The 19,027-nt window shown below is 46.0% G+C and carries 17 protein-coding genes; 5 read left to right on the top strand and 12 right to left on the bottom strand.

Annotated elements, in window-relative coordinates; genetic code table 11:
* Positions 1-192 precede the first annotated feature (192 nt).
* Positions 193-2,208, top strand: a complete 2,016-nt coding sequence (locus NCI00_RS22035; protein ID WP_253531280.1) for an aceric acid hydrolase — start codon at positions 193-195, stop codon at positions 2,206-2,208.
* 100 nt (positions 2,209-2,308) lie between these two features.
* Here NCI00_RS22035 and NCI00_RS22030 read toward each other — a convergent pair whose 3' ends face one another.
* Entirely contained in the window at positions 2,309-2,869 is a 561-nt protein-coding gene (locus tag NCI00_RS22030) for a DUF3841 domain-containing protein (protein WP_253531278.1), read from the bottom strand.
* Between the two features lie 242 nt (positions 2,870-3,111).
* On the opposite strand from NCI00_RS22030, the gene NCI00_RS22025 reads away from it, so the two are divergent.
* Positions 3,112-4,656 (top strand): SBBP repeat-containing protein, encoded by a 1,545-nt coding sequence (locus tag NCI00_RS22025; RefSeq protein WP_253531275.1) that lies wholly within the window; start codon positions 3,112-3,114, stop codon positions 4,654-4,656.
* Between the two features lie 335 nt (positions 4,657-4,991).
* Here the strand turns inward: NCI00_RS22025 and NCI00_RS22020 are convergent, their stop codons facing one another.
* From NCI00_RS22020 to NCI00_RS21995, 6 genes are all read right to left on the bottom strand, one after another.
* The gene (locus NCI00_RS22020; RefSeq protein ID WP_253531273.1) at positions 4,992-5,768 is read right to left on the bottom strand and encodes an alpha/beta hydrolase; all 777 of its coding nucleotides are present in this window, start codon (positions 5,766-5,768) and stop codon (positions 4,992-4,994) included.
* 78 nt (positions 5,769-5,846) lie between these two features.
* Positions 5,847-6,434, bottom strand: a complete 588-nt coding sequence (locus NCI00_RS22015; protein WP_253531271.1) for a Crp/Fnr family transcriptional regulator — start codon at positions 6,432-6,434, stop codon at positions 5,847-5,849.
* A 285-nt stretch (positions 6,435-6,719) separates the two neighbouring features.
* Positions 6,720-8,636 carry a molecular chaperone DnaK gene (gene dnaK, locus NCI00_RS22010; protein WP_253531269.1) on the bottom strand — a complete coding sequence of 639 codons (1,917 nt, stop codon included), beginning with the start codon at positions 8,634-8,636 and terminating at the stop codon, positions 6,720-6,722.
* Positions 8,637-8,862: 226 nt separating this feature from the next.
* Positions 8,863-9,579: a LytR/AlgR family response regulator transcription factor gene (locus NCI00_RS22005; RefSeq protein ID WP_253531266.1), complete on the bottom strand. Its 717-nt coding sequence runs from the start codon at positions 9,577-9,579 to the stop codon at positions 8,863-8,865.
* On the bottom strand, positions 9,551-10,654 hold the full coding sequence (locus NCI00_RS22000) for a sensor histidine kinase (protein ID WP_253531263.1): 1,104 nt from the start codon (positions 10,652-10,654) through the stop codon (positions 9,551-9,553). Before NCI00_RS22000 ends, NCI00_RS22005 begins: the two co-directional genes overlap by 29 nt.
* Before the next feature lie 31 nt (positions 10,655-10,685).
* Positions 10,686-11,750 (bottom strand): sensor histidine kinase, encoded by a 1,065-nt coding sequence (locus tag NCI00_RS21995; RefSeq protein ID WP_253531261.1) that lies wholly within the window; start codon positions 11,748-11,750, stop codon positions 10,686-10,688.
* A 290-nt stretch (positions 11,751-12,040) separates the two neighbouring features.
* On the opposite strand from NCI00_RS21995, the gene NCI00_RS21990 reads away from it, so the two are divergent.
* Positions 12,041-12,445 carry a hypothetical protein gene (locus NCI00_RS21990; protein ID WP_253531259.1) on the top strand — a complete coding sequence of 135 codons (405 nt, stop codon included), beginning with the start codon at positions 12,041-12,043 and terminating at the stop codon, positions 12,443-12,445.
* Between the two features lie 76 nt (positions 12,446-12,521).
* Here the strand turns inward: NCI00_RS21990 and NCI00_RS21985 are convergent, their stop codons facing one another.
* Together NCI00_RS21985 and NCI00_RS21980 are read right to left on the bottom strand one after the other, a co-directional pair.
* Entirely contained in the window at positions 12,522-13,499 is a 978-nt protein-coding gene (locus NCI00_RS21985; RefSeq protein WP_166558861.1) for a Smr/MutS family protein, read from the bottom strand.
* A 77-nt stretch (positions 13,500-13,576) separates the two neighbouring features.
* Positions 13,577-15,481: a RecQ family ATP-dependent DNA helicase gene (locus tag NCI00_RS21980; protein ID WP_253531257.1), complete on the bottom strand. Its 1,905-nt coding sequence runs from the start codon at positions 15,479-15,481 to the stop codon at positions 13,577-13,579.
* Between the two features lie 220 nt (positions 15,482-15,701).
* On the opposite strand from NCI00_RS21980, the gene NCI00_RS21975 reads away from it, so the two are divergent.
* Entirely contained in the window at positions 15,702-16,175 is a 474-nt protein-coding gene (locus tag NCI00_RS21975) for a c-type cytochrome (protein WP_253531255.1), read from the top strand.
* Between the two features lie 108 nt (positions 16,176-16,283).
* Here NCI00_RS21975 and NCI00_RS21970 read toward each other — a convergent pair whose 3' ends face one another.
* The 3 genes from NCI00_RS21970 to lipB all read right to left on the bottom strand — a co-directional run bounded on the left by NCI00_RS21970 (position 16,284) and on the right by lipB (position 17,732).
* On the bottom strand, positions 16,284-16,637 hold the full coding sequence (locus tag NCI00_RS21970) for a HepT-like ribonuclease domain-containing protein (RefSeq protein ID WP_253531252.1): 354 nt from the start codon (positions 16,635-16,637) through the stop codon (positions 16,284-16,286).
* Positions 16,634-16,915: a nucleotidyltransferase family protein gene (locus NCI00_RS21965; protein WP_253531249.1), complete on the bottom strand. Its 282-nt coding sequence runs from the start codon at positions 16,913-16,915 to the stop codon at positions 16,634-16,636. The genes NCI00_RS21970 and NCI00_RS21965 overlap by 4 nt, the downstream gene beginning before the upstream one ends.
* 100 nt (positions 16,916-17,015) lie before the next feature.
* On the bottom strand, positions 17,016-17,732 hold the full coding sequence (lipB, locus tag NCI00_RS21960) for a lipoyl(octanoyl) transferase LipB (RefSeq protein ID WP_253531246.1): 717 nt from the start codon (positions 17,730-17,732) through the stop codon (positions 17,016-17,018).
* Between the two features lie 451 nt (positions 17,733-18,183).
* Between lipB and NCI00_RS21955 the strand changes: the two genes are divergently transcribed.
* Complete coding sequence (locus NCI00_RS21955; RefSeq protein WP_253531242.1) at positions 18,184-19,026, top strand: N-acetylglucosamine kinase; 843 nt, start codon at positions 18,184-18,186, stop codon at positions 19,024-19,026.
* Position 19,027: the final 1 nt, after the last annotated feature.

Raw genomic sequence — 19,027 nt, 5'->3', positions numbered from 1 at the left:
TTAAGGGTTGCCCAAAGATACAAAAGGAAACCTTCACCTAGGGCTGTGTCATCGCTGTCCAGATGGAATTTGTGACTTTTCCGCCTTCGTTGTTCTTATGACCAAGAATTACCCAGCCGTAGCGGGAGATTTACCGCCCAGAATGCTTTTGTACATCAACGGTCGGGTTATTCACCTTCCAGATGTATCCCCATGAAAAAGCACCTTTTTGTATTCTTATGGGCCACTTGTTCGGCTACACTTTTTGCCCAAAACGAAGGGTTAATCAACACCGCCAAAAGCCCCTTCGCAAAACTTTATTCGCCGGGAATGTCAGACGTTCAGTGGACGGGTGGTTTTTGGGCCGACCGCTTTCGGGTATGTAAAGAAACGATGGTTCCGCACCTGTGGAAGGTCTACACAGACCCCAATATCAGTCATTCGTTCCGTAATTTTGAAATCGCCGCTGGGGTAGCGGAGGGTAATTTTAAAGGGCCGTCGTTTCATGACGGTGATTTTTACAAAACTTTTGAAGCCGTGGCCAGCCTCTATGCGGCCACCAAAGACCCTGCATGGGACGCCATCATGGACAAGGCCATTGACATCATGGCCCAAGCCCAGCGCGCAGACGGGTACATTTATACCAAAGCCATCATTGAGCAAAAGAAAACAGGGAAGACCAAGCTGTTTGAAGATAAACTCAGTTTTGAAGCCTACAACTTCGGCCACCTCATGACCGCGGCCTGCGTTCATCACCGCGCGACGGGTAAAAATACGTTGCTCGACATTGCCAAGAAATCCGCCGATTTTTTGATTGGTTTTTACAAAGTGGCCACGCCCGAACAAGCCCGCAACGCGCTCTGCCCGGCGCATTATATGGGGCTGACGGAGTTGTACCGCACTACGCGTGAAAAAAAATACCTTGATTTGGTTACTTACCTCATCAACATCAAAGGCACGACCGAAGGGACCGACGACAACCAAGACCGTATTCCGTTTCGGCAGCAAACCGTGGCCATGGGGCACGCCGTGCGCGGCACGTATCTTTACGCTGGAGTGGCAGACGTGTATGCCGAAACTGGTGAAGATTCGCTGATGCGCTCGCTGAATCTGATTTGGGATAATCTCACCCAACGAAAAATGTACGTGACGGGGGCCTGTGGTGCGCTTTTTGACGGAGTATCTCCCTACGGGACTTCTTATAAGCCTAACGATGTCCAAAAAACGCATCAGGCGTTTGGGCGTGACTATCAACTGCCCAACGTCAGCGCCCACAACGAAACTTGCGCCAACATCGGCAATGTGCTTTTCAACCGACGGATGTTTACGCTCACGGGCGACGCCAAGTACATCGATGTCGTGGAATTGGCGTTGTACAACAGCGTATTGTCGGGCATTAGCCTTTCGGGAGATGCCTTTTTTTATACAAATCCGTTGAGTGCCTCCAACGATTTTCCGTACCAACTCCGTTGGATGGGGGGCCGCCTTCCGTACATTCGCATTTCCAATTGTTGCCCGCCCAATACCGTACGTACCATTACGGAAGTGAGCGACTACGCCTACAGTCTGAGCGACAATGCCGTTTGGTGTAACCTGTTTGGCAGCAGTCAATTACATACATCTCTCAAAAACCGACAGCCGTTGCATTTACAACAAGAAAGCAATTATCCCTGGGATGGCAATGTGAAAATGACGGTAAAACAAGCACCTGCCGCCCCATTCCAAATCAAATTGCGTTTGCCGGGTTGGTGTGCGGAAGCCAAATTGATGATTAACGGGAAAGCAACTGATTTTACCGTTGAAAAGGGATACGTAACGCTTCAGCGTTCGTGGAAAAAAGGAGATGTTATTCAATGGGCCTTGGAAATGCCCGTTGAACTGCTGGAATCCAACCCGTTGGTGGAAGAAAACCGTAATCAAATAGCCGTAAAACGAGGCCCCATTGTGTATTGTGCCGAATCCAATGATATGCCCGCCAACACAAGGGTATTTGATATTGCTTTGCCTGCAAACATGGCCTTTCAACCCATTTCAGTGACCATCGGCAATAGTTCGGTTATGGGTTTGGAGGGAAATGCCGTGGTAATCAACGAACAAAAATGGCAAAACCAACTCTATCGACCCCTATCAAAAAGTAAAAAAACGTTGCCCTTACGACTGATTCCCTACTACGCATGGGCCAACAGAGGTCCTTCCGAAATGACGGTTTGGCTGCCAGTGGTACGGTAGGTGGGGAGAAAAGAAGCTGAAACTCCAAAATTAAGACCCTGACGCAGTTCAGGGTACATCCCTTCATCATATGGAAGACAACAAACAACGGATGGGTATCTCATACTTCTTCTTCTGGATTATAAGTACGGTCATTGGGTTTTAAATTCAGGTCTCTTATGTCTTTCACCCATTCTAGCTTCAAATAGGGCAACGTAGCTTGGATGTCGTCATATTTTCTAAATTTTTTTCTGCTTGTTTCAAATAGTAGCACCTCTGTTTTCATGTCAATGGCAGGGTCTTCTTTTCTGGGAATGAAATTATCGTGCAGCATCACATTCCACCTACCATAACTGGATAACAACACTAATTCAACGGGGCACTCAAACTCAATCGTTTGTATTCCATTTTCTATTGCTATATCACTCAGTAAACATCTTGCATCTACCAATTTTGGGGCATTTTCATATTTCTTACAGGAATGCCATGCCCAAATGGGTGCATTCGTACAAGTTATTCCTCTCAGTGACATTTGGTTAGCCATCCATCTATACGCCTTTGTGAAGGAATCTGCTTCCCAATAACTATCCCAATTTGCTTCAAGTATGCCTTTGTTTTTGAGTTCCTCCACTGCTTTTATTCCCTGAAAAGTCCAAAGCCTGTATGTCTTATCTGTCTTCATCTTGCAATGATGTTGTCTATATCATTCACTTAGCCGCTGTCGTAAGGGATTTGCCGTCTTAGATAAGTTATTGGAGACCACGCCGAACACGCGTTTCTATTTCGTTGCAAAGTAAGATAAAACTAAACCTAAAGGGTATCCGTAAAATAAAAATCGGGGGTAATAACAAATTTAAATTCTTTGATTTATTATATTTATTAAGCATTTTGTGTCATACTTGGATATTTTTAACCGCCCCTACTATGACAAAGCATCTACTTTCGTTCGTATTGGTTTGTGCGTTGTTTACCAAATCATTCGCCCAAAACGTAACCATCCTTCCCTCGGGTATCACACCTGCTCCGAGTGGCAGTTACCCCCGTCTGAACTACGATGCCATCTTGGCCTTGCCGAGCCCTCAAACGGGTGATATGGCCTACGACCTGACTTTTCTTTGCCTTCGGGTGTACAACGGCAGCAAATGGGTATGTACCTACCAAAGTCCCAATGACTCAACGCCTAATAGTGCGGCTATTGCCACGGCGGGCGGGACAGGTGGGGACGTTGGTCGTGGGATTGGGGTAGATGCCAGCGGCAATATCTACGTAACAGGATATTTTCAGGGAACTGCCACCTTTGGCACTACGTCAAAAACTTCGGCTGGGAGCTTTGATTTTTTTGTGGCTAAATACAACAGTGAAGGCACATTTCTGTGGGTACAAACGGCAGGTGGAACGGGTTCGGACTACGCCAATGGGATTGCGGTCGATGCATTCGGCAATGTCTACGTTACGGGATATTTTTTCGGAAAGGCATCCTTTGGGGAAACGTCTAAAACCTCGGCTGGGGATGATGATATTTTTGTGGCTAAATACAACAGCGCTGGCGTTTTGCAATGGGTACAAACAGCGGGTGGAATTAATAGCGATTATAGTCGTGGGATTGTATTAGATGCCAGTGGAAATGTCTACACAACGGGAAGCTTCGAGGGAACTGCCGCTTTTGGTGCAACGTCTAAAACCTCGGCTGGAGGGACTGATATTTTTGTGGCTAAATACAACAGTGAGGGAATATTACTATGGGTACAAACGGCGGGCGGAACAAATAACGATTACAGTCGTGGGATTGCTATACACACGACTGGAAGTATCTATATTACGGGGTATTTTGCTGGAACTGTCACCTTTGGCACTACGTCAAAAACTTCGGCAGGGGGTTTTGATATTTTTGTTGCCAAATTTGACCCCGTCGGTTTGGTGTGGCTCTGGGTACAAACGGCAGGGGGAGGTCCAACGAGTTCAGACTTTGCTGAGGACATTGCAGTAGATGCCAGCGGAAGTGCCTATATAACGGGGAATTTTCAAGGAACCGCCACCTTTGGCGCTACGTCTAAAACCTCCGAAGGTAGCTATGATATATTTGTGGCCAAATACAGCAGTTTAGGCACTTTTCAATGGGTACAAACGGCAGGCGGGACCGATGAAGACGATGGTCAGGGCATTGCTTTGGATGCCAGCGGTAATGTTTACGTTACGGGCTATTTTCAACAAACCGCCACTTTTGGCGCAACGTCTAAAACCACAGCTGGGAGTAATGATATATTTGTGGCTAAATACAGCAGTGCAGGCGCTTTGAGATGGATACAAACTGTGGGCGGAATATTTCCGGATAATGGAGATGATATTACGATAGATGCCAATGAGAATCTTCATGTTACGGGAAGTTTCAGTGGAACTGCCGCCTTTGGCGCAACGTCTAAAACCTCGGTAGGGCAATCTGATATTTTTGTGGCCAGATTCCAGCAATAAAATGTGTACACGATGGTTTTTATCTTCCAGTATTTGGGTGAGGAGCAGTACTTTGTAAAGTCTAATGACTGTCATCTTGCTCCCGACTTTCATAAGAGAATGTGCATTTGAAATAGTGGCCTGTGGAGACACAAGGCCACTGAGATGTTTGAAGGCTTTGATTCAAGAAGTTTGGCACTTACCGTGTTGCAAACACTATGATTGTTTTGAGTTCGGTGTGGCCTTTGGAAGATACCGCACAACGGTTTGGCTGCCAGTGGTGCGGTAGAAAAACATCCCCAAGCAAAGTGTATTTTCAACCTTGCTTGGGGATGTTTTCGTCATTGAAAATCAGCTTATGCATTTACTTTTTTTATCCAGTTCAATACATATTCGGCTACTTCTTCCCAGCCTTTTTCGCCCGCAATAAAGTGGCTTCTCCCTGCAAACTCCTTAAAATCGGTGGTACTGTTGCTATCCTTGTACGAACCTGCAATTCGCTTTGTAAAGGATGATGAAAAGATATTGTCTTTTTCTCCTCCAATAAACAACAAGGGATTGTGGGGCTTTTTGAAATCAATTTTGGCAAACGACGTAAGAAGCGTGTCACGCGCAATTTTTCTGCTTTCGGGTACGGCAATTTGATCAAACAGCAAATCACTTTCTTCCTTGGTGTAGTTATTGAAAAAAGCGCGGTGGTACCACTCTCTGCTTCCCAAAAAAGCCTCGTTGCCCTTGAAGAAATTGACCACGGGCAGTACGATTTTGACGGTGGCCCAAGGTGCCAATACGTTTTTTGGAGGCGCTCCGTCGATACTTACACCTGCAACGGCTTTGTCCATTTCGATCAATTTTTGAACGACCAAGCCAGCCAATGAGTGCCCAACGACGATTGGTTTTTCGGGTAATGTGTCAATCAATTTTATGATGTTCATCACCACATCTTCAAATCCTGTTTGGGTGAGGTCGGGGTGGATATTGCTGCGAAGTTGGGCAGGTGTACCTTCGTGGCCAGGGTTGGCAGGCGTATATACTTTATAGCCTTGCGATTCAAAATACTTTTTCCATTGCGCCCAGCTTGTATTGTTTACAAATAGTCCGTGAATAAGTACGATTGTTTTTGTCGATTTCATTGTCGTAAGTGGTTTGTTTTGATGATACAAAGGTGCCACTCACCCACGGCAATAATTTTAACCCAAGTTAAAATCGAACTATTTGCGAGAAAGTCTTTTTCGGATACGGCTTAACGAAGGGCCTTGGATGCCCAAATAAGAAGAAATATGGTACAAGGGCACGTTGTTGAAAATATCTGGGTGGTCGTGTATCAAATCGAGGTAGCGTTGTTCGGGCGATTTGAACAAAAATCCCTCCAGTCGAGTCATGGTTACATTGAAAGCTTCCTGCGCCAAAAGCCTTCCGAAGGTTTCCCATTGGTGCGATTGTCGATAAAGCGATAATAAATCAATGATATTGATATAAACGATTGTGGCGTCGGTCAGGGCTTGGGTGTGGTAATCGCAAGGAATTTGATTGATAAAACTCTTAAAAGTGACCAAGAAGCCATGGGAAGAGTACAAAAAAACGTTTTTCTCCTCGCCCGTTTCTTCGTTGACGGTATAAGAACGGAAAGTCCCCGAGGTGACAAACCCTAAATCTTTACAGATGTTGCGGTGAACGTTGTAAAACTCGCCTTTTTTGTACGTTTTATGTTTCCAATACGCGGCCGACAGTTCAAAATCTTCGGCACTCAGGCTGGCAAATTGCTGAAGGGCATATTTCAATTTGTCGATTTCGGTCATTGCTTTTTCTCTCTGTGAATGGGTATCACAAGATAGCAAAATACTTCTAAAATAGTGGGCTGTGAAGACAAAAGGCTACTATGATGTTTGAAGGCTTTGAATCAAGAGGTTTGACATTCACCGTGTTGCAAACACTTTGTTTATTTTGGGTTCGGAGTGGCCTTCGGAACACTCCGAACAACGGGGGGGCAAGCCGCTCAATTTGAAATAAGATAGCACAATAACAAAAAAATAACAGCCCCACCTCGCGGCAGGGCTGTTATTTATATTTCTAATTCCTAAGAATTACTTCACTTCTTCAAAGTTCACAAACTCGCCTTCTTCTTTGCCGTTTGCGTTGGATGCCTGACCCGCGTTAGGGTCTTGCGCTCCTGGCTGGGCACCTGCGCCCTCTGCGCCAGCGGCGTAGATTTCTTGCGAGGCAGCGTTCCATGCTTCCGTGATTTTGGTCATGGCGGCATCGATGGCGGCTACGTTGCGGGTGCTGTGTGCGGTGCGAAGTTCTTCAAGCGCTCCTTCGATGGCCGATTTGTTGCCTGCCGAAAGTTTGTCACCGTACTCCTTCAATTGTTTTTCAGTGCTGAAAATCATCGAGTCGGCGGCGTTTACTTTCTCGATTTCTTCACGGGCGGCTTTGTCGGCGGCTTCGTTGGCTTTGGCTTCTTCACGCATACGCTGGATGTCGGCGTCTGACAAACCGCTGGAAGCTTCGATGCGAATCTTCTGCTCTTTGCCCGTGCCTTTGTCTTTGGCGGTTACGTTCAGAATACCGTTGGCGTCTACGTCGAAAGTCACTTCAATTTGTGGTACGCCGCGCGGTGCTGGTGGAATACCGTCTAAGTGGAAACGTCCGAGGGTACGGTTTTGGGTCGCCATCGGGCGCTCTCCTTGCAACACGTGCAACTCCACCGAAGGTTGGTTGTCGGATGCCGTCGAGAACGTTTCTGATTTCTTAGAAGGAATCGTCGTGTTGGCTTCGATAAGTTTGGTGAATACACCGCCGAGGGTTTCGATACCCAACGACAACGGAATCACGTCGAGCAACAATACGTCTTTTACTTCACCCGTCAATACACCACCCTGAATCGCGGCACCAATCGCCACGGCTTCGTCGGGGTTAACGCTCTTGGATGGTTTTCTGCCGAAGAATTTTTCTACTTCTTCCTGCACCCGAGGAATACGGGTCGAGCCACCCACTAAGATTACCTCGTCAATTTCCGAAATCTTCAATCCTGAATTGCTCAATGCGCGCTTGCAGGGTTCCATCATGCGCTGGAACAGACGGTCGGCCAATTGTTCAAACTTAGCTTTGGTCAACGAGCGCACCAAGTGCTTAGGAATTCCGTTGACGGGGAAGATATAAGGTAAGTTGATTTCTGATTGGGTCGAGCTTGAAAGTTCGATTTTGGCTTTCTCGGCGGCTTCTTTCAAGCGTTGGAGCGCCATGGCGTCCTGACGCAGGTCGATGCCTTCGTCTTTCTTGAATTCGTCGGCTAGCCAGTCGATGATTACTTGGTCAAAGTCATCACCGCCAAGGTGCGTGTCACCGTCGGTTGATTTTACTTCAAATACGCCATCGCCGAGTTCGAGGATAGATACGTCAAACGTACCACCACCTAAGTCAAATACGGCAATTTTAACGTCTTTTCCTTGCTTGTCGAGGCCGTAAGCCAAGGCAGCGGCGGTAGGCTCGTTGATGATACGTTTTACATCCAGACCCGCAATGATACCCGCTTCTTTGGTCGCCTGACGTTCGGCGTCGTTGAAGTACGCAGGTACGGTAATTACGGCTTCGGTTACGGTTTGTCCGAGATAATCTTCGGCGGTTTGCTTCATTTTTGTCAAAATGTGCGCCGAGATTTGCTGCGGAGTATAGAGGTTTTCACCGATACGAACGCGGGGAGTGTTGTTGGCACCCTGCTCAACGGTGTAGGCTACGGTTTTCATTTCGTTGCTTACTTCGTTGAAGCGTTTTCCCATGAATCGTTTGATTGACGAAATGGTGTTGTTAGGATTGGTAATGGCTTGACGCTTGGCAGGAGCACCTACTTTACGTTCGCCGTTACCATTGTCCATAAAAGCGACTACAGAAGGGGTGGTACGCGCGCCCTCGCTGTTTGCGATTACGACGGGTTCGTTACCTTCCATAACAGCCACGCAAGAGTTGGTAGTACCTAAGTCAATTCCAATTATTTTTCCCATGTCTTTGTTAATTATTAAGCGGTTGGCCGCTGTTGTGAATGAATAGGAGATTGAATGTTTACTTTTTCAATCTGTACGGTCATCATTACACAATGAGCGTGCCAGCCCAAATTTGGGGCTTAAAAGTGACAATTTGGCAGAAAGACAAACTGCATTTCCGACGACTTTGGCAATTTTTGGGGAACTGGAACGACCAATCGGCAGAAAATGCTGGGTTGGTGTGGTATCAAACTATTTTTAAGGCCCGTTCCACTCCCTTCTGAAACAGCCTCCCGATGGGCAGCTCGGTACCGCCAATCTCGATATGGGAGGAAGTATAGGTTTTTATTTTGTCGATGGCGACCAGATAAGAGCGGTGAATCCTGACGAAATGGCTTTCGGGTAGTATTTCTTCCAACGAACTGATGGCCTGTTTTACAACCAATGAATTGGAATTGGTGGTAGTGATTTTGACGTAATCTTTCAGGCTTTCTACGTACAAAATGTCGTTGGTGAATACTTTTATCATTTTTCGGTCGGCGCGAAAGTATAAAAAAGCGTCTTTATTGGGCTGATATGCCATTTTTTCGGGGTCGATGCCGCCGTTGTTGTCAGACTTTGTCAGTTTGGCCACGGCCTTTAAAAAACGGTCGAAAGAAATGGGTTTGAGCAGATAATCCGTGACGTCCAAGTCAAAGCCATCTACGGCGTACTCGCGGTAGGCGGTAGTGAAGATGATTTTGGGGGGATGCCGCAGACTGCGCACAAAGTCGGTTCCGAGTAGTTGAGGCATTTTGATGTCCAGAAACAGTACATCAATTTGTTTGTCCTGCAACAGGCTAAAAGCGTGGATTGCGTTTTCGCATTTACCCACCAGTTCCAAATTTTCGACCAATCTGACGTATGATTCGAGTACCGCTAAGGCCTCGGGTTCATCATCGACCAACAGGCAATTCATTTTCATCGTAGTAAGGGAATTTAGGGTGAGTGTGTTTGTGGAGGCAGATTTCGAGCTTTACCAAAAACAATTCTTCTTCGGGCAGTATTTTTAGGGTATAGTGCGCTGGATAAAGCGAGTCAAGTCGTTTGATGACGTTTTGAAACGCGGGTTCGGGTGTGGCATGGGGCGGTATGCCGTGGATAATTTTAAACTTCAACCACCCTTCCGTTACCCATAAATCAATACTTACCCAAGCCTGTTCCAGCGAAGTATCTTCTTTGAAGGCGTTTTCCACGAAAGGCAACAACAGCAGGGGGGGGATGTATTTTTCGTCGATTTCGCCCGCGAAGTTGAGCGAGACTTCTAAGTTGTTTTGCGCGTGGGTTTTGGCCAAATACACGTAGTTATGAATCATCTCAATTTCTTTTTGGAGCAACACTTCCTCCTTTTGGCTATCGTAGAGGAGGTAGCTCAGAAAATGGGAAAGATGCAGCACCACTTCGGGCGATTTTTTCGACTTTTGGAGCGTCAGTGTGTGGAGATGACTCAGGGTGTTGAACAGAAAATCGGGGTTAATTTGGGTTTTTAGCAATTGTAGTTCGGCCGTTATTTTTTCGGTGGCAAGGCGTTCGCTTTCGGCCTGCATCCGTCGCCAATGTTGGAGTATTTTGAGCCCGCCGGCAAACATCCCGACGAAAACAAAATAGTAAGCCAGCTGCTGCCGAAAGGCCGATTCTTCAAAAATACAGCTACAAAAAGGTCGGGTAGGCTGCCCAACCAAGAGGGGGTGAATGGTGCTTTGATAAAGTTCTCTAAAAATCAGGGTAAACAAGGCCGTCAAATAAATTAACGCAATGAGCATCGCTACGCCCGTAACAAATTTTCGATTGGTAAAAAAAGGTAAAACTACATAGAGGAAAATGTAAGTATAGAGGAGAAAAACGGGGAGTTGGGAAAAAAGTAAGCCATTAAAAATTTCTTGCCAAGCGTACTCGTCGCTACCTGGGGAGATGAGTTGAAGCAACAAAATAAAGGTAAAAATACTACCCCAAAAAAGGCCATGTCGAAAGAGGCGGCTTTGTTGAAATAACTTTTGCATAAACCTTGATGGGTAAGAATGTGACAATAGTTCAGGTAAGGGCTATCCTGAGCCACACAATAAATTTTTCACTTTGAGAATCCACTTTTAGCTCGTACCGCTGTCGGTAAATTAAATCTAATCTTTTTTTGACGTTTTTCAGGCCGATACCCCCAATATTGTTGTTGTGAGGCTCATTAAGGTATTCATTCTTACTGTTTACAAGTTCAAAAAACAGGAACTTCTCTTTGACAATCAGATGGAGGTCAATGTAGGCTTGACTTACCTGTTCGGCGGCTCCGTGTTTAAAAGCATTTTCTACAAAAGGAATCAACAGCAAGGGCGCAATTTTCTGGTCGGCTAAATCACCCAAAAACTGGGTCTTGATGGTCAGCCTTGGTCCGTAGCGCAGGCGTTCGAGTGCGATATAGTCTTGGACAACCGCAATTTCTTTGGTCAGAGGCACTTCGGGAGCGTTGCATTCATAAAGCATATAGTGGAGTAGTCCCGAGAGTTTGAGCACAATTTCGGGGGCTTTGCTCGACTGTTTTTGCGTGAGCGAATAGAGGTTATTGAGCGTATTGAATAAAAAATGCGGGTGCACCTGCGATTTGAGGAGTTGCAGTTCAATGGTGCGGGTTTCGCGGGTGAGTTGTTGGTTGGCGCGTTCCTTTTGGTACTGGTAGCGCAGTATTTTAGGGATCGCCGCCACAAAAGCAATCGCGTTGGTCAGCATATAACTATTAACGGTGAAGGCTACACGGTAGGTTGAATGTTCGGGAACGGGCATGGCACGGGTTCGGAAAGGAATAAAGACAAAATAGCGAAAGAGGAAATTACCCAAAAGTCCCAGCAAAAGCCAGATAATCAGAAGGATAAGCGCAGTTTTGTAGCGCTTTTTGAAAAACCAAGGAATAATACCATACAACAACAAATAGGCGACGGCTATTTGATAAGGCATCCACACCAAGGTATTTTGAATACTTAGCATCAATGGGAAATTATGATTATAACCGACCCCAATGGAGATGATGGCATTAAAAATGATCCAGAAAGATGCGTGCCTCAGTAACCAATTTTGCCAAGGGTGACTCGGATTGTCTTCTAATAAATTCATGGGAATCTATCGCCTTAAGCGTTTGGAGGGCTGAATAAATCAGGGCAAAATCAACGGATATGAAAGGGAATTTAATGAAAAAACAATGAAACATCAACGAAACGCTTCAATTATCGCTGAACGACGCTTTTTCGTCGCTAAACGGCATTGACCGTCGCTTAAAGTTGTTCGTAATTCTCAACAAGTCTTGTAGCGATAAATATCCTTACTTGGGCGAATAAGTTGGTAGCGAATTAGGATATTTTACAATTTAAAGGGTTCTTTTTTTTCAAAAATTAACTTACCCTGCTATGAAAACGCTCTGCCAAATAATTGCAACTTCGCTTGTTTTAGGTGTGTCGGCCATTGTTCAGGCCCAGGAATCACCCAAGTGGGCTGGTATTGAAACACCCACCTTTCAGACCCTCACAACGTCGGTGGAAGGAACCTCCATTATAAAGGTCCACGTCAATAAAGACTTAGCTAGTACCGTGAGAATCATCATGGTCGACCATTCGGGGACGGTGCTCGCCAGTCAAAAAATGGGCAAGTATGAATACCAAAAACTGGTTCGTTTTGATTTGAGTCAATTGCCCGCGGGAAAATACAGCATCGTGGTCTGCGACCGCGAACATACCGCAACCAAGACCTTCCGAAAAGAAGTAACGACCTTGGGTATTCCGCTTACAGCCCAGAATTTAGTGGCCGCACATTAATTTTCATCATAGGTTTGGTAGTACAGCAAGGCTTGCTGAATATCTCAGCAAGCCTTCTACATCATTTTATAAAATGTTATTTAATCTTCACTTTGGTGGCGCCGTACCCAAACTTTTCTTTTTGGGCATCCTCAAAAAATTTCACGTTTTTGTGTTTGCTCATGCGGCGGTGCAGCTCAGTGCGGAGTACTCCATTGCCTACGCCGTGGATGAACGTAATCTCATCCATGCCGCTGGCGATGGCTTTTTCGAGTTGTTGTTCAAAAGTTTTTAGCTGAATTTCAACCATTTGTGAGTTGCTCAGCGTCATAAAATCGCGGGTAAGCTTTTCGATGTGCAAATCAATGACCGCCGCTGGGCGTTCTACTTTTGTCGGAAGCGGTGTATCAGGCTCATTTTTCTCAAACATCTTTTCTTTCAGCGCCTGCGCGTTCAGCGGTTGGTCAGATTTTTCCTTTTCATCGCTGTCGAGTTGATACAGATACGCGTCTTTGTCGAGGAGCGGAGCTTTGCGTTTATTTTTAAAAAACGTGTTGGCCCGAAACTTCACCCGCTTGCTAAACGGCGCACGCTCGGGGGCAAAACCAACGGTGTAATACAGGCAATTGAACACAAACGTGCCCCACTCGTCAAAGTCCTTGATTAACAAATCTTGCACTTTTACGCTGGTTTTGGCTTTCATCACCCCGCCCGAAAGACCGCGTTGGTGGCGCTCGGTGGGCATCGTAAGTGCGTAGGGAAGGTCCCAGTCGGTATTGTTGACCAGATGCAATGCAATTTCTCGGTCGTTGAGCGGCACAAACGCCATAAAAATACCTTTTTCAGCCTTGATGCCCGTCGGTCGTGATTCGGATGACTTTTCGACAGTCGGACTGACTTTTTGTCCGCGAAAAAACTGCCCTTCTACCGCCGACACCACGGCCAGCTCTCGTTTGAGGACTGGTAAACGGAACCCTTCTTCAATTTCAATCTCCACCACATCGTTTTGCAAAAAACGCGTAATGATGCCTTCCTCTTTGGAATGGACTAATCTGACTTTATCGCCTATGTTCATTTGGGTATGGTACTTATTTCTTGTAAAAAATAATTAAGGTGTAAGGAGGTTTCTCTGCGCCTTTGCGTGAATATTCGCTACTGACGCAGTCGCAAAGTGCCTTCTCCTTCATAGACAACCACTTCATCCTCTAATAGTTCCCGAATGGTGTCAATGGCCGCCTGTTCGTTTTTAATGCCGAACGACGCCACCAACTGTTGGGGCGTAAGCGGGCTTAAATTTAGTAACCGTAAAATCTCCGCTTTGAGCTTGCCGTTTTCGGGATTGGCGGGCGTTTTTTTCTTTTTGGCCAAACAATTATCACAAATTCCGCAACGTTCGTCGGTGTGTTCTCCAAAATACTGTTGCAACAACTGCGTGCGGCAGCGGGTGGAATGTTGCACATAATTGGCAACGGCCTCGATACGCTCAAGGTCGGCCCGGTGTTTTTCCTGAATCGCCAAGGCATTGATGGGCAGCATGTCGGCGTCGTAGCGGGGCGTGAGGAAGCTTAATTGTGGCTTGTCGCGCTGCTTTTCGTACACCAAAACGCCCAAATCATGCAAGCTCTGCAACATCTTCACCACGTCGGGTTCCATGATGTAGTGTTTTTGTGCGATAATGGTTTCGGAAATGTTGACAAACTGCGTGAAAATTTCGCCGCCGTACATTCGCAGCAGCAATTTGATGAAACTATCGTACTGCGGATACTTGAGTTGAAGGTCGTACAGCGCGCGATTGTCGACCACAATGTGAATCTTGGACGAGCTATTGTAGGCGTCGCTCAATTGCAAAAAACCTTCTTCTTCCAGCAATTTGATGACGTAGTGGGTTTCGGAAGCAGGCAAGCCAAACGTCCCTGTAAAAGCCTGTAAATCAAAGTCAAAATACTCCAGTTCTCCGCCACCCACGGGCACGCGGTAAAAATTAGCCAACGCCTGATACACCCGCCGAACTAGCTCGATAGGCGGGTATTTTTGCTCCACATTGCGCACAAGCTCGTTCAGGTCTTTGGGCGAATACAGCGCCACGGCGTAGGCTTTTAGGCCATCGCGTCCCGCGCGCCCCGCTTCTTGGTAGTAGGCTTCGAGGTTGTCGGGCAGGTCAATGTGAATCACCACCCGCACGTCGGGTTTGTCGATGCCCATGCCAAAGGCATTGGTGGCCACCATGACCCGCACGCGGTTGCGAATCCAAGCTTCCTGTATTTCGCCGCGCTGATTGGTGGGGATGCCCGCGTGGTAAAACTCCGCCCGAATACCTTGTCGGTTCAGCCAATCCGCCACTTCTTTGGTGCGACGGCGGTTGCGCACGTAAATAATGGCCGAACCGGGTACATTCTGCAAAATCCGGACGAGGCGAGCGTCTTTGTTTTCTTCAAAAAAAGCCGAATACGACAGATTGGAGCGCGCAAACGTTGCCTGAAAAACGGCAGGCTCGCGCATTTGTAGCTTTTCGCAAATATCCAACTTTACGGGTTCAGTGGCCGAGGCAGTGAGGGCGATGATGGGCACGCCCGGAATCAGGGCGTGGAAGTCGGCAATTTGCAGGTAGGAAGGACGGAAATCGTAGCCCCATTGCGAAATACAGTGCGCTTCGTCGATGGCGAGCAGGTTGATTTTCATCATCTTGGCCCGCGCCAAAAAAATATCGGCCCGGAGCCGCTCAGGCGAAACATATAAAAACTTGGTGGTGCCGTGGATGCAGTTGTCGAGCACAATGTCGATTTCGTGCCAGTTCATGCCTGAATAAATGGCGGCTGCCATGATGTGCCGCCGCCGCAGTTGCTCCACTTGGTCTTTCATGAGGGCAATCAACGGGGTAACCACAATGCAAACGCCCTCCATGGCTAAGGCGGGAATCTGAAAACACAGCGACTTGCCGCCGCCCGTAGGCAGCAGGGCCAAGGTATCGCGCTTGGCCAGCACAGACTGAATGATTTCTTCCTGTAAAGGGCGAAATTGGTTGTATCCCCAGTATTGTTTAAGAATCTCGTGAATCATGGACAGGTACTCAAATGAACTGCAAAGGTAATAGTTGGGGAAGTAAATAAAATTTTATAATGTTGCTTTGGGGTAGGGCGAGAAAGAGACTTTTATGCCCTTGGAGGTGTTTTCACCGCCAAGCTTTTTTGATAAAGTTATGATTAGAAAATACCCATAATCATTAGAGAAATTCAGGCATTGTAAAAATTGTGGGTGAAAAACACCCACAACGGCTAAAATGGATAAAAATCAGATAATCATCATTGTTAGCTTGCTTAGGTGGTGTATAATCCTAACAATACTTGCTATATTTTTGATGATTTTTTCATCCTATGAGTACATAGAAAATGATAATGCTGGAAGTCAACAACTTTATTGTGCTGTGATAGACTATAGTAATAAGCAATATGATGATTTAACAATCATGACCCCGATTCAATTATACGGAAAAGAACTTTTTGATAAAAACTGCATTTCCTGTCACAGTTCGAGTGATGAAATGGTAGTGGGGCCTGGCCTTAAAGGAATTACTCAAAGACGCAGTGAGGAATGGATACTGAAATGGGTGCAAAATCCGCAAAAAGTATTGGCAAGTGGGGATAAATATGCCAATGATTTGTATCTGAAATTTAATAAAGCATCAATGACCCCATTCCCCAGTTTATCAAAAGAAGATATTGGGGCTATTTTGGCATATATCGAAAGAAAATAGAGGTGATGTCACTGCCCAATTTTGTTTGTTAAAGTTATGCTTAGTAAATATCCATAATAGTTGAAGAAAATCAGGCATTGCAAAAACTATGGATTAAATACACAACGGTTAAAAATTATTCTTTTCCAAATCATTCACTATATTTTTGAAATCAATTGCCTGTTGTGGTAAAATAGTGGCTACGACCTCCCATACCGCCCATAAATCTACACCCATATAATCGTGAATAAGTTTGTCGCGCAGACCTGCCATTTTTCGCCAAGGGATTTGAGTGTATTGCTCACGAAAGGGGGTATCAATTTGCTTTGAGGCTTCACCAATTACCTCAAAGTTTCTCAATACCGCGTCTTGAACGAGTTTGTTGCGTAAAAAGTCATCTTCATTCATCCCCGATGTATATTCAAGAATGGATGTAATGCACTGTAAAATATGTCCAACGTAGATATGTGGCTCTTTCTTCACAGGAGAATGTGTAAATCTTTTTCAATATAAGGTCGCATGGCAGGCAGGATGGATTTCTCGGAAACTAGATCTACTTTGATACCAAGAATGTCTGTTAAATCCATCTCAATGCCAACAATATCTAATAAATTGACCGTTTTTTCAAAATTGACCAAAATATCCAAATCGCTTTCCTGCCGTTGCTGGTTGCGGGCGTACGACCCAAAAATACCCACCCGAGTTGGCTTGTAGGGTTTGAGATAGTCTACTATTTTCTGTTGCAGGATAGTCGAAATCATGGGTGAAAATGTATTTTCAGTAAAATTAAGAAATTCAGCCCTTGGCAGTGTTGTCTCCGCCCAATTTTTTATGGCTAAAGAATTCCCAAAACGGCACCCATTATACCCACTCCATCCCAAACAACTCCGCCAAATGCTCTTTTACCTTTTCTTCTACTTCCGCCATCGGGAGTTCGCGGCCGAGTTCTTGTTGAAGAGAGGTGACGGCTTTGTCGGTGATACCGCAGGGGACGATGTGCCCAAAATACGATAAATCGGTGTTGACATTAAACGCAAAACCGTGCATCGTGACCCAACGGCTGCATTTTACGCCCATGGCGCATATCTTGCGCGGGTTTTGTAGGGTTTCAAAATCCAGCCACACGCCCGTCAGTCCGTCGATGCGCCCTGCCGAAAGACCGTAGTCGGCGCAGGTCAAGATGATGGCTTCTTCCAGCGTACGCATGTAGCGGTGAATGTCGGTGAAGAAATTCTCTAAGTCCAGAATCGGATAGCCGACCAATTGGCCCGGGCCGTGGTAAGTAATATCACCACCACGATTGATTTTATAGTAAGTGGCCTCTATTTCAGCTAATTGTGTTGCATCAACCAATAAATTGTCGGGATGTCCGCTTTTGCCCAACGTGTAGACATGCGGATGCTGACAGAAAAGCAGGTGATTGGTGGTGCTGCGTTGTTGGTCGGTGGGGGCATTCCGATTGTGGGCTTTGATGGCTACATTTTCGGCCAAAAGCTTCTCCTGATAGTCCCAGGCCTGCTGGTAATCAATCAGGTTTAATTCCTCAAAACGGACTTTTTTGTTCAATACGGTGTTCATACATCACTAACGAAAAGGCGAAATTACCTAACTTTGTCGAAACACTTACGGCTATGCGTCAAATAACCATTCAAGTGCCTGACCAACAATACGAATTTTTTATACAGTTGGTTCGTAATCTTAAATTTGTGAAAGTGAAGCAGGAATCCCCGCTTGAGGCACAACTTACGCCTTCACAAAAAAAACGTGGAAGAATATTAAGCAGGGATTTGAGGAGTTGAAACAAATAGAAGCAAGGTAAAATGAAAACCATTTCTGCCGAAGATTTTTCATTTATCCGTGAAAATCCGTGTTAGAATATCAGTGTCATCCGTGTTCCAAATCGTTTGCTTTATTCAGTATAATTTTACGAAGAAGACTATTGGTTTCTACCAAAAAAAACACCGATTGAAATAGATTCCTACGGAATGACAAAAAATGGCAGCGAAAAAAAGGGAGTGATAGAAAAATTATGATTTTAATAGCAGACAGCGGCGCGACCAAAACCGATTGGCGCATCATCAACCCACAAGGAGGAATTCAACAGGCAAAAACGATAGGTCTGAGCCCATATTACCAAACATCTGAATCCATTGCGGCCGAATTGACCCAAAACTTACTGCCTGCGGTCGAAGGCGAAGTAACCGAAATTCATTTTTACGGCACGGGATGCGCAGGGGAAGAACCCTGTGCCATTGTACGACGCGGATTACAGGCCGTTTTCCCGACGGCCCAAACCATCGAAGTCGATAGTGATATGCTCGGTGCGGCGCGTGGGCTTTGTGGACACGAAGCGGGCATTGCCTGTATCTTGGGTACGGGCTCCAACAACTGTTTGTACGATGGGCGCGACATAGCCGATAAAATCCCCTCGCTGGGTTTTTGGCTCGGCGACGAAGGCAGCGGCGGTTATTTGGGCAAAACCCTCGTGACGGCGTTTTTACAGAAAGAAATGCCCGAAGACTTAGCAGAAAAATTTGCCAAGCGCTACGGGCTAAATCGTGAAATCGTGTTGGAAAATGCCTATAAAAAGTCGTTTCCCAATCGCTACTTTGCTACTTTTTCTAAGTTTTTGTTCGACAACCGCAGCCATCCGTTTGCGTACAAATTGGTGTATGATGCGTTTATTGAATTTTTGACCAAATACGTCTGCAAACTTCCTGATTATCAAAAATATAAAGCTCATTTTGTGGGCTCTGTTGCTTTTTATTACAGCGATATTCTGCGCCGGGCTGCTGCCGAAAAAGGCATTGTGGTGGGGCACATCATGGAAACGCCCATTGCAGGTTTGGCGCTCTACCATCGGCCGCAATGAA

The organism is Runella salmonicolor (assembly GCF_024158025.1).
GTDB classification, from domain to species: domain Bacteria; phylum Bacteroidota; class Bacteroidia; order Cytophagales; family Spirosomataceae; genus Runella; species Runella salmonicolor.
Note: the sequence above shows the minus strand (reverse complement) of the source record. Positions and strands in the feature narration are given on the sequence as shown.